At 67.3% G+C, this 11,142-nt stretch carries 11 protein-coding genes and 1 pseudogene; 4 read left to right on the top strand and 8 right to left on the bottom strand.

The annotated features are described in order from the left end of the window. Together VLF18_RS22095 and murJ are read right to left on the bottom strand one after the other, a co-directional pair. Positions 1-595: pseudogene (locus tag VLF18_RS22095) on the bottom strand (bifunctional riboflavin kinase/FAD synthetase); the annotation flags it as partial. A 42-nt stretch (positions 596-637) separates the two neighbouring features. Next, positions 638-2,245, bottom strand: coding sequence for a murein biosynthesis integral membrane protein MurJ (murJ, locus tag VLF18_RS22090; RefSeq protein WP_325281794.1), 1,608 nt, complete (start codon positions 2,243-2,245; stop codon positions 638-640). Between the two features lie 181 nt (positions 2,246-2,426). Here murJ and rpsT point away from each other — a divergent pair, with 181 nt between their 5' ends. Then, the gene (rpsT, locus tag VLF18_RS22085; protein WP_325281793.1) at positions 2,427-2,690 is read left to right on the top strand and encodes a 30S ribosomal protein S20; all 264 of its coding nucleotides are present in this window, start codon (positions 2,427-2,429) and stop codon (positions 2,688-2,690) included. Between the two features lie 109 nt (positions 2,691-2,799). On the opposite strand, the gene cgtA is transcribed toward rpsT, so the two are convergent. The 3 genes from cgtA to rplU form a co-directional block, all read right to left on the bottom strand. Then, a complete protein-coding gene (cgtA, locus tag VLF18_RS22080) occupies positions 2,800-3,852 on the bottom strand; it encodes an Obg family GTPase CgtA (RefSeq protein ID WP_325281792.1) in 1,053 nt (350 codons plus the stop codon). A 120-nt stretch (positions 3,853-3,972) separates the two neighbouring features. Then, positions 3,973-4,230 carry a 50S ribosomal protein L27 gene (gene rpmA, locus VLF18_RS22075; RefSeq protein ID WP_325281791.1) on the bottom strand — a complete coding sequence of 86 codons (258 nt, stop codon included), beginning with the start codon at positions 4,228-4,230 and terminating at the stop codon, positions 3,973-3,975. 18 nt (positions 4,231-4,248) lie between these two features. After that, positions 4,249-4,563 carry a 50S ribosomal protein L21 gene (gene rplU / locus VLF18_RS22070; protein WP_325281790.1) on the bottom strand — a complete coding sequence of 105 codons (315 nt, stop codon included), beginning with the start codon at positions 4,561-4,563 and terminating at the stop codon, positions 4,249-4,251. A gap of 342 nt (positions 4,564-4,905) precedes the next feature. Here rplU and uvrA point away from each other — a divergent pair, with 342 nt between their 5' ends. Beyond that, positions 4,906-7,758, top strand: a complete 2,853-nt coding sequence (gene uvrA, locus VLF18_RS22065; protein ID WP_325281789.1) for an excinuclease ABC subunit UvrA — start codon at positions 4,906-4,908, stop codon at positions 7,756-7,758. Positions 7,759-7,891: 133 nt separating this feature from the next. Continuing rightward, positions 7,892-8,824 carry a rhomboid family intramembrane serine protease gene (locus VLF18_RS22060; RefSeq protein ID WP_325281788.1) on the top strand — a complete coding sequence of 311 codons (933 nt, stop codon included), beginning with the start codon at positions 7,892-7,894 and terminating at the stop codon, positions 8,822-8,824. A gap of 13 nt (positions 8,825-8,837) precedes the next feature. Here VLF18_RS22060 and VLF18_RS22055 read toward each other — a convergent pair whose 3' ends face one another. Both VLF18_RS22055 and VLF18_RS22050 read right to left on the bottom strand, forming a co-directional pair. Beyond that, positions 8,838-9,407, bottom strand: a complete 570-nt coding sequence (locus VLF18_RS22055) for a GNAT family N-acetyltransferase (protein ID WP_325281787.1) — start codon at positions 9,405-9,407, stop codon at positions 8,838-8,840. Beyond that, a complete protein-coding gene (locus VLF18_RS22050) occupies positions 9,394-9,858 on the bottom strand; it encodes a copper chaperone PCu(A)C (RefSeq protein WP_325281786.1) in 465 nt (154 codons plus the stop codon). Before VLF18_RS22050 ends, VLF18_RS22055 begins: the two co-directional genes overlap by 14 nt. 118 nt (positions 9,859-9,976) lie before the next feature. Between VLF18_RS22050 and VLF18_RS22045 the strand changes: the two genes are divergently transcribed. Beyond that, positions 9,977-10,732 (top strand): enoyl-CoA hydratase/isomerase family protein, encoded by a 756-nt coding sequence (locus tag VLF18_RS22045; RefSeq protein WP_325281785.1) that lies wholly within the window; start codon positions 9,977-9,979, stop codon positions 10,730-10,732. Positions 10,733-10,821: 89 nt separating this feature from the next. Here VLF18_RS22045 and VLF18_RS22040 read toward each other — a convergent pair. After that, positions 10,822-11,142, bottom strand: a 321-nt coding sequence (locus VLF18_RS22040) for a sulfurtransferase (protein ID WP_414717255.1), incomplete at its 5' end; no start/stop codon positions are given.

Genomic DNA, 11,142 nt, shown 5'->3' with positions numbered 1-11,142 from the left:
GCTGTCCGTGCACGACCTTGCCGCCGATCGCGAACGGCCGGCCGAGCAGGCGCGCGGCCGCGTCGAAGCGGCTGTCGGCGAGCAGGTTCCGTATCGCCGAGCTCGACACGCGCTCGCCGTCCGCCGCGAACGGCGGCAGCTCGCGCGCGACGAAACCGAGTCCGGCACCGAGGCGTTCCAGCAGCGCGATGTCGCCGCGGCGGCCATGGCCGAAGCGGAAATCCTTTCCGACCAGCACTTCGCGCGCCGCCAGCCGGCCGACCAGCACCTCGGCGACGAACGCCTCGGCGCTCATCGCCGCGAGCCGCGCGGTGAACCGCAGCAGCAGCAGTTTCGCGATGCCGGCGTCGAACAGCGCGGCGATCTTCTCGCGCGGCGAGGACAGCCGTGCGAGCGCGCCGCGGGCGAAGAACTCGCGCGGAACCGGCTCGAAACTGATGGCGGCCGGGTCCAGGTTCAACTCGGCGGCGCGGCGGCAGACGTGGTCGAGCACGTAGCGATGACCGCGATGCACGCCGTCGAATGCGCCGATACAGACCACACTGCCGCGCGGCGCGAGCACGGGGCCGGCGACGTCGCGGGACAGCGTATGCATTGGCGCGAGTATAGCCATTGGCCGCGGCACGTGGGTCGGGGCTCAGTGGGCGCGCAGGTCGCGCAGGCGGAAGCCCTGCGCGAACAGCACCAGGCCGAAGACGGCCGCGCCGCCGGCGACGAGGAGGCCGAGCTGGACGATGCGCTGCCAGGTCGGGATCGTGGTCCAGGCCGCGCAATAATGCAGGCCGATCAGCAATACAGCCGCCAGCGCCGCGCAGGCCAGACCGACGCGAAGCAGATGCCGCGCCCAGCCCGGTTCACGCCGATAGACGCCGTCGCGCGCGAGCGCCCACCAGAGCTGGGCCAGATTCAGATAGCCCGCCAGCGCGCTCGCGAGCGCGAGCGCCATGTGCAGGCCGGGCACGCGCGCGAGCGCCGCGATCCAGCCGGCTTCGAGATCGCCGGGCCGATGCCACAGCGCGAACAGCGCCGCGACGAAGATCAGGTTCAGCACCATGTTCGCGACCATCGCAACGACGCCCGCACGCACCGGCGTACGCGTGTCGCCGCGTGCATAGAATGCCGGCGCGACCACTTTCACGAGCACGAATGCCGGCAGGCCGAAGCTCAGCGCCGACAGGCTCAGGCTTGCCATCGCGACGTCGTGCGGCGTGAACTTGCCATGGAAGAACAAGGTCGCGACCAGCGGTTCGGCGAGCAGCACGAGCCCGAGCATGGCCGGCATCGCGATCAGCAGCGCGGTACGCAGGCCCCAGTCGAGCGCGCGCGAGAACGCCGCGGCGTCGGTGCCGACGTGATGCCGCGACAGGCTCGGCAGGATCACCGTGCCGAGCGCGACGCCGAACAGCCCGAGCGGAAACTCCAGCAGCCGGTCGCTCTGCCCGAGCCAGGTCTGCGAGCCGGTGATCAGATACGAAGCAATGATCGTGTCGAGCAGCAGATTGATCTGCGCGACCGACGAGCCGAACAAGGTCGGCAGCATGATCTGCCGGATGCGCTTGACCTGCGGATGGTTCCAGCCCCAGCGCGGCCGCACGAGCAGGCCGATGCGGCGCAGCGCCGGCAGCAGGAACAGCAACTGCAGCAGCCCGGCCGCGAAGATCGCCCAGCCGACCGCCATGATCGGCACGTCGAACAGCGGCGCGACCCACAGCGCGCCGGCGATCCAGCAGAGATTGAGAATGACCGGAGCCAGCGCCGGCAGCGCGAACTGATGGAAGGCGTTGAGCACGGCGCCGGCCAGCGCCGTCAGCGAGACGAACAGCAGGAACGGAAAGGTGACGCGCAGGAGGTCGACGGTCAGCGCGAACTTCTGCGGCTCGTCGACCGCACCCGAAGCGAACAGGCGCACGACCCAGTCCGCACCGAGCACGCCGAGCGCCGTGACCACGAGCAGGATCGCGCCGAGCGTGCCTGCGGTCCGCGCAACGACCTCGCGCAGCGCCTCGGGCGACTGGGTTTCCTTCACTTGCGTCAGCACCGGTACGAACGCGAGCGAGAACGAGCCTTCGGCGAACAGCCGGCGCAGGAAATTCGGAATGCGGAACGCAACGTTGAACGCGTCGGTGACCATGCCGGCGCCGAACGCGGCCGACATCGCGACCTCGCGCGCGAGCCCGAGCAACCGGGAAATGAAGGTCATTCCGCTGAAGGACATCAGCGAACGCAGCAGGCTCGGCGCTTTCAACGGTCGATTTCCTCCCCGGCCCGCCGCCGGCTGGACGTGAACACGAACGGCGTAGTTTACGGCCTGGACCGCCGGCCCGGCTGCGGCCGGCAGACTCGGTCGCCGACAATTCTTGACGCAGGGCCGGCCCGTCCTTAAACTCGCGCGTCTTTTTCCAAAGCCGTGCGTCTGGAGTCTTACCTTGGCTAACATCAAATCCGCAAAGAAGCGCGCGAAGCAGGCTGAAGTGCGCCGTCAGCGCAACGTCAGTGCCCGCTCCATGCTGCGCACGGCTATCAAGAAGGTCGTGAAAGCAATCGACGCGAAGGACAAGGCCGGTGCCGAAGCCGCCTACAAGGTCGCCGAACCGCTGATGGACCGTTATGGCAGCCGCGGCCTGATCCACAAGAACAAGGCCAACCGCCACAAGAGCCGCCTGACCAATCACATCAAGGCCCTGGCCTGATCGTCATCGGTCCGCAGCATGTATGAAAAAGCCGGCGCAAGCCGGCTTTTTTAATGGCTTTTCGCCGCGACCGCGATCGCGGCGGCCTCCTCCCTCGCCCTCGCCGCAGCTACCGCGCCGCTTCCTCGGCTTTCGCCTCGCGCGCGAGGCGGCGCTGCTCGTCGAAGAACTGCTGCGCTTCGAGACAGACCGGCCAGGTGCCCTCGCGCCCGATCGCCGAAATCATGAACCACGGCGCCTTCCACTTGAGGCGCTTGACGATGTCCTTCGCGATCTTGTTGCGCTCGTCCTCGGGCAGCAGGTCGGCCTTGTTGAGCACGAGCCAGCGCGGACGCTTGAGCAATGCCGGATCGAACTGCTTGAGTTCGGCTTCGATCGTCTTGACCTGGGCCACCGGATCGGTCTCGCCGTCGAGCGGCGCCATGTCGACGAGATGCAGCAATAGGCTCGTGCGCGCGACATGCTTCAGGAACTGGATGCCGAGGCCGGCGCCGTCGGCCGCACCTTCGATCAGGCCCGGAATGTCCGCAATCACGAAGCTCTGGTCGGTGTCGATGCGCACGACGCCAAGGTTCGGATGCAGCGTCGTGAACGGATAGTCCGCGACGCGCGGCGTCGCCGCCGACACCGAGCGGATGAACGTCGACTTGCCCGCGTTCGGAAAGCCGAGCAGACCGACGTCCGCGAGCAGCTTCAGCTCCAGCCGCAGCTCGCGCGAGTCGCCCGGAAAGCCCGAGGTCGCCTTGCGCGGCGCGCGGTTCGTCGAACTCTTGAAATGGATGTTGCCGAGACCGCCGTCGCCGCCCTGGGCCACCTTCAGGCGCTGACCGTGTTCGGTCAGATCGCCGATGATTTCGTCGGTATCGATGTTGATGATGACCGTGCCGACCGGCACGCGGATCGTCAGATCCTCGCCGGCCTTGCCGTGCATCTGCCGGCTCATGCCGTTCTCGCCGCGCCCGGCGCGATAGACGCGCTGGTGGCGGAAGTCGACGAGCGTGTTGAGATTTTCGTCGGCGACCAGGAACACGCTGCCGCCGGCCCCGCCGTCGCCGCCGTCGGGGCCGCCGAACGGAATGAATTTTTCGCGCCGGAAACTGGCGCAGCCGTTGCCGCCGTTGCCGGCATGGACATGGATTTCGGCTTCGTCGACGAATTTCATAGGCGGGGGATCGGGACGGCGGATCGGGAACTCAAGGTAGCAGGCCGGCGATGCGTAAGGACCTGCGCAAAACAAAAGCCCCGCCGAAGCGGGGCCTCTGCTGTATCGGTAGCGCGCGGATCAGGCCGGAATGACGCTGACCGTGCGGCGGTTCTTCGGACCCTTGACTGCGAACTCGACCTTGCCGTCGATGAGCGCGAAGATCGTGTGGTCGCGACCGAGGCCGACGCCGACGCCCGGATGGAACTGGGTGCCGCGCTGACGAATGATGATGTTGCCGGCGTTGATGGCTTCGCCGCCGTAGACCTTGACGCCGAGATACTTCGGATTCGAATCGCGGCCGTTACGGGTTGAGCCTACGCCCTTCTTTGATGCCATGACTGCTGCTCCTCAGATTCAGCCGGCGCTGATGCCGGTGATCTCGACTTCGGTGAAATGCTGACGGTGGCCGGTTTCCTTGCGGAAATGCTTGCGGCGACGGAACTTGACGATGCGGATCTTGTCGGCGCGACCGTGCTTCTTCACGGTGGCGGTGACCGTCGCGCCGCTGATCAGCGGGGCGCCGACATTGACCGATTCGCCTTCGCCGACGAGCAGGACCTGGTCGAACGTGAAGGTCGAGTCGACGTCGGCCTTGAGCAGCTCGACGCGGAGGGTCTCGCCCTTCATCACGCGGTACTGCTTACCGCCGGTGACGATGACTGCGTACATTGGGAATTCCTCTGTAGTTATTCTGCTGTTGCCAGGCCCGCTCGGGCCCGTCCCTTTTTGGGGCGCGCGAGGATAACGGCTTCGCCGCCGCTGGTCAATTCCTGATCAGCGGGAGCTCGGGAATGGGGAATCGTCAGATCGGAGCGAGGTCAGCCGTTCACCGCTGCGCGCCCGATAGCCCACGCGATTCGCAGGAATCAAACAGGACGGTTTCTGTCCGCATTCAGGTTTATAGGTCCAGGTCTGTCCTGATTGGATTCCATCGTGCCGCCCACATCTGTCACGCGCCGCCGTCCCGCGTCGGCGCATAATCCTTCGCTTACTCCGATGCCCAGCCTACACATGGATACGATCCGCATCCGCGGCGCGCGTACGCACAATCTCAAGAACATCGACCTCGACCTGCCGCGCGACAGCCTGATCGTGATCACGGGGCTGTCCGGTTCGGGCAAGTCGTCGCTCGCGTTCGACACGATCTACGCCGAAGGCCAGCGCCGCTATGTCGAATCGCTGTCGGCCTATGCGCGGCAGTTCCTCTCCGTCATGGAAAAGCCCGATGTCGACCACATCGAAGGGCTGTCGCCGGCCATCTCGATCGAGCAGAAATCCACCTCGCACAACCCGCGCTCGACCGTCGGCACGATCACCGAAATCTACGACTACCTGCGTCTGCTGTTTGCGCGCGTCGGCGTGCCGCGCTGCCCCGATCACGGCACGCCGCTCGAAGCGCAGACCGTCAGCCAGATGGTCGATGCGACGCTCGCACTGAATCCCGATCACCGCTACATGCTGCTCGCGCCCGTCGTGCGCGAGCGCAAGGGCGAGCACGTACAGGTATTCGAACAGTTGCGCGCGCAGGGTTTCGTGCGTGCCCGCGTCAACGGCACGGTCCACGAACTCGACGCCGTGCCGCCGCTCGCGCTGCGCCAGAAGCACACGATCGAAGTCGTCGTCGACCGCTTCCGGCCGAAGGCCGACCTCAAGCAGCGCCTCGCCGAATCGTTCGAGACCGCGCTGCGGCTCGGCGACGGCCTCGTGCTCGTCGCCGATCTCGACGCGCCCGACGCGCCGGAGCTCCTGTACTCCTCGCGCTATTCCTGCCCGATCTGCGACTACTCGCTGCCGGAACTCGAACCGCGCCTGTTTTCCTTCAACTCGCCGATCGGCGCCTGCACGAGCTGCGACGGCCTCGGCGTCAGCCAGTTCTTCGATCCGGCGCGCATCGTCGTGCATCCCGAGCACAGCCTCGCCGCGGGCGCGGTGCGCGGCTGGGACCGGCGCAATGCGTACTATTTCCAATTGATACTCTCGCTCGCCAAGCACTACGGCTTCGACATCGACACGCCCTGGGAAAAGCTGTCGAAGGCGAACCAGAACGCGGTGCTCTACGGCTCGGGCGAAGACGTCATTTCGTTCCGCTATCTGACCGAAGGCGGCGGCAACGTCACGCGCAAGCACCGCTTCGAAGGCATCGTCAACAACCTCGAACGGCGCTACAAGGAAACCGAATCGCCGGCCGTGCGCGAGGAACTCGCGAAGTTCATCAGCGCGCGTCCCTGCCCGGTCTGCGAAGGCCAGCGCCTGAACCGCTCGGCACGCAACGTGTTCGTCGCCGATCGCAACCTGCCGGCGCTGACCGCGCTGCCGATCGATGCCTCGCTCGAGTTCTTCCAGTCGCTGACCCTGGCCGGCTGGCGCGGCGAGATCGCCGCGAAGATCGTCAAGGAAATCCGAGAGCGCCTGCGCTTCCTCGTCGACGTCGGCCTCGACTATCTCACGCTGGACCGGCAGGCCGACTCGCTGTCGGGCGGCGAGGCGCAGCGCATCCGCCTCGCGAGCCAGATCGGCGCCGGCCTCGTCGGCGTGATGTACGTGCTCGACGAACCGTCGATCGGACTGCACCAGCGCGACAACGAGCGCCTGCTCGCGACGCTGACGCGCCTGCGCGATCTCGGCAATACCGTCATCGTCGTCGAGCACGACGAAGATGCGATCCGTCTCGCCGATTACGTGCTCGACATCGGTCCGGGTGCCGGCGTGCACGGCGGCGAGATCGTCGCCCAGGGCACGCTCAAGGACGTGCTCAAGAGCCCGCGCTCGATCACGGGCCAGTATCTGTCGGGCAAGCGCCGCATCGCGGTGCCGAAGAAGCGCCGCGCGCCGGATCCCAAGCGCATGCTGCGCATCCTCGGCGCGAGCGGGAACAATCTGAAGAATGTCGATCTCGAGATTCCGGCGGGCCTGTTCACCTGCATCACCGGCGTGTCCGGTTCGGGCAAATCGACGCTGATCAACGACACGCTGTTCCGCCTGACCGCGGCCGAACTCAACGGCGCGAGCGAGAAGCCCGCACCGTACAAGAAGGTCCAGGGACTCGATCTGTTCGACAAGGTCGTCGACATCGACCAGTCGCCGATCGGCCGCACGCCGCGCTCGAACCCGGCGACGTATACCGGACTGTTCACGCCGCTGCGCGAGCTGTTCGCGCAGGTGCCCGAGGCGCGCGCGCGCGGCTACGGCGCCGGACGCTTCAGCTTCAACGTCAAGGGCGGCCGCTGCGAAGCCTGCGAAGGCGACGGCATGATCAAGGTCGAGATGCACTTTCTGCCCGACGTCTACGTACCCTGCGACCTGTGCCACGGCAAGCGCTACAACCGCGAGACGCTCGACATCACGTACAAGGGCTACAGCATCTCCGACGTGCTCGACATGACCGTCGAGGACGCGCACAGGCTGTTCGAACCCGTGCCGACGCTCGCGCGCAAGCTCGAAACGCTGATGCACGTGGGACTGAGCTACATCAAGCTCGGCCAGAGCGCGACCACGCTCTCCGGCGGCGAAGCGCAGCGCGTGAAACTGTCGCGCGAACTGTCCAAGCGCGATACCGGGCGCACGCTCTACATCCTCGACGAACCGACCACGGGTCTGCATTTCCACGACATCGAGCAACTGCTGCAGGTACTGCAGCGCCTCGCCGACGACGGCAACACCGTCGTCGTCATCGAGCACAATCTCGACGTGATCAAGACGGCCGACTGGCTCGTCGATCTCGGTCCTGAAGGCGGCCACCGCGGCGGACAGATCCTTGCGACCGGCACGCCGGAGCAGGTTGCCGCGAACAAGGCTTCCCATACCGGCCGCTTCCTCGCGCGCCTGTTGACGAGCGGCAACGGCCGAAAGAAAGAAGCGGCCTGACCGCGCGGAACGTGGCGCGGCGGCGGCATGATCGACGCCGCCGCGCGACGGCACCGGTACGCCGCCGCACCGAGAACGCGCCTGCGCGTTCTCGGGCAGAATCGCCCCAGCGATTCCGCCATGGGGACGGGTCATGCTGTTCTTTCCGTACAAGCTCGACGCCGATCTCTACCGCGTGCCGTTCCTGACCGTGCTGGTCTGCGTCGTCTGCATCCTGGTGTTCATGCGCCAGATGTCGGCCGATTCGGGCTATCTCGCCCGCGTGAAGGAACATTGCGCGCGCTACGACGATGCGAACGCGCAGGCGCTGCTCACGCGCACGAGCGCCGACGGCCGCCAGGCCGGCTGTGCGGCGAACCTGCTCGTACTGCGCGACGCGAGCGACCGCAGCGAACGCATCGCCGCGATGGCCGCGCAGGCCGGCGACCTCGTTTTCTACACCGATCCGGCCAAGGATCTCGACTACAAGAGCGCGAAGATCGCGCGCGCGATCGAGGATTTCGAAAGCGCCGTGTCGTCGACGCTGACCGGCGACCTCGCCTACGACCCGTCGCGCGTCGACATCGGCCGCATGCTGACTTCAGCCTTCGCGCATGCGAGCTGGGGCCACCTGATCGGCAACCTGATCTTCTTCTTCATCTTCGCGTCGTTCGTCGAGAGCGCGGTCGGCTACGTCTACTACGCGATCGGCTTTCTCGTCATCGCGCTCGCTGCCGGCTTCGCCTATCGCTACAGCGTCGACGCGAGCGTCGACGCGCTGCCGAGCGTCGGGCTGTCCGGCGTCGTCATGGGCATGCTCGCGCTGATCACCGTGCTGATGCCGCGCGCGAACGTGCGCTGCTTTCTGTGGTTCCTCGTGTTCGTGCGCCGCTTCAGCGTGCCGCTGCTGGTGCTCGCCGCGTGGTACGTCGGCTGGGACATCTACAGCCACTACTACGGACCGCGTTCGAACACGAACTATGTCGCGCACATCGGCGGCGCGTTCGCGGGCCTCGGCCTCGGACTGCTGTTCCGCGTCGTGCATCGCGACCGCATGCGCGCGCTCGCCGAAGAGATGCCGCACTGACCGCGCGGCCGCTTCAGGCGCGAAGCTCGTCCGGAAGCAGCGCGTAGACGGCGGCCGTCGCCGGAAGTCCGGCGTGCTGGATGCGCGCCCGCGCATCGCATTCCCACTGCGCGCCGATCGCTTCGGCGACGCGGCGGCTCGCGCGATTGTCGGGCAGGATCAGGATCTCGACACGGCACAGCCCGAGTTCGCGAAACCCGAATTCCGCCGCGGCGCGCGCGGCCCGGCGCGCATGGCCGCGCCGCGTGTGCGTCGTAGCGACCCAGTAACCGAGCGAACCGCAGCGATTCTGCGCATCGATCCGATTGATCCCGACGCCGCCGATCGCCGCGCCGTCCGACGCGAACACGCCGAACGGAAACGCGCTGCGTTCGTGCCAGCTGCGTTCGCAGAACGCGATCCATTCCCGCGCGTCGGCGGCGCAGTAGTCACGCTTCGCCCACGGCAGCCAGCGTGCGAGTTCGTCGATCGAAACGGTCACCGCGCGAACGAGACTGTCGGCGTCGTCGCCGCGCCACGGACGCACGACCGTATCGCCGAGGTCGACGCGAACATCGGCTGCGGAAATCTCAGTGCCCGGCATGCGGATCAGCGCCGGGCGCATCGCGCACGATGAAGTCGGCCGTCGTCGTCGATGCCCCGTCGCCGACCTCGAACACGATCGCGGCCGCCGCTCCGCGCGCGAGTTCGCGCGCGGGCCGCATCAGCATGAGGTGCCTGCCGCCGGGTTCGAGCACGACGCGTTCGCCCGGCGCGAGCGTGATCGCTTCGATTTCGCGCATGCGCGCGACGCCGTCCTCGATCCGTGTCGCGTGCATGCTCACCGAACCGAAGGCATCGCTGCGCGCGCCGCGCACGACGAGCGGCGCATCGCCGGCATTGCGCAGCGTCGCATAGCCGGCCAGCATGGCCGCGCCCGGTGGCGCCGCGCGTATCCAGGCGTCCTCGATCGCGAGCCTGCCGTCCGCGTGCACGGCGCCGGCAAAAGCCGCGGCGGCGATCAGCAGCAGCGATGAAAGACGACGCTGAATCATGGGGGTCTCCGGTCGTTCCGCAGGTTTGTCGCTATGATAGTCGGCGCCGTTTCCGTTTCCCGCACGCCGCCGCTGCGACGCAGCGTCGCAGCCGCGCGCGCCTCATCCGGAGATTTTCATGCTCGACCTGATCCGCCACGACGACATCCTCGAACTGCGCCTGGCGCGCCCGCCCGTGAACGCGCTCGACGCCGGACTGATCCGCGCGCTGCGCGATACGATCGAAGCCGCACCGCGCGATGGCGCGCGCGGCATCATCCTGTCGGGGCGCACGGGCATGTTCTCGGGCGGTCTCGACGTACCGTCGCTGCTGCAGCTCGACCGCGACGGCATGGGCCAGGTCTGGCGCGATCTGTTCGCGACCTGCGCCGCACTCGCGCGCTCGCCGATTCCGACGGTCGCCGCGATCACGGGCCACAGCCCGGCCGGCGGCGCCGTGCTGTCGATCTTCTGCGACTACCGCATCATGGCGCGCGGCGAATACCGCATCGGCCTCAACGAAGTGCAGGTCGGACTCGTCGTGCCCGAGCCGATCCAGCGCGGCCTGCGCCGCCTCATCGGCAACTATCGCGCGGAACGCCTCATGGTGGCCGGCGCGATGCTCGATTCCGAACAGGCGCTGGCCGCGGGCTTCGTCGACGAGCTCGTCGACGTCGACCACGTCGTCCCGCGCGCGCAGCTCTGGCTCGGCAAGTTGCTCGCGCTGCCGCCGCGCGCCATGAGCGAAACCCGCCGCATCGCGCGCGCCGATCTCGCCGACAGCTTCGCCGACGTCGCCTCGCTCGACGTCACGGAATTCGTCGACGGCTGGTTCGGCGAGGAATCGCAGCGCGTGCTGCAGGCGCTCGTCGCGAAGCTCAAAGCCAAGGGCTGAGAAGCGCGCAATGCGTGAAGAGGAGTGAGAAAAGAGTAAAAGCGAAATTCCTCCACTCTTTTCTCACCCTCTTCACTGTTTTCTCCGTGCTACCCGCCGCGCGCGACCGGCCGCGACGGATCGGCGATCCAGCCGCTCCACGACGGCGCGAAGATGCGCGAGCCTTCGAGGCCGGCATGCTCCATCGCGAGCAGGTTATGGCAGGCGGTCACGCCCGAGCCGCAGGAATGGATGACCCGATCGGCGTCGAAGCCGGCGATGACGACCTCGAATTCCTCGCGCAGCGCGTCGGCAGGCTTGAACGCGCCGCCTGCGCCGAGGTTGTCGGCGAACGGCCGGTTGCGCGCGCCGGGAATGTGCCCGGCAACCGGATCGATCGGCTCGACCTCGCCGCGAAACCGCGGCGAGGT

This window comes from Tahibacter sp. (assembly GCF_035481375.1).
Taxonomy (GTDB): domain Bacteria; phylum Pseudomonadota; class Gammaproteobacteria; order Xanthomonadales; family Rhodanobacteraceae; genus Tahibacter.
This window is presented reverse-complemented; position numbering and strand designations above follow the sequence as displayed.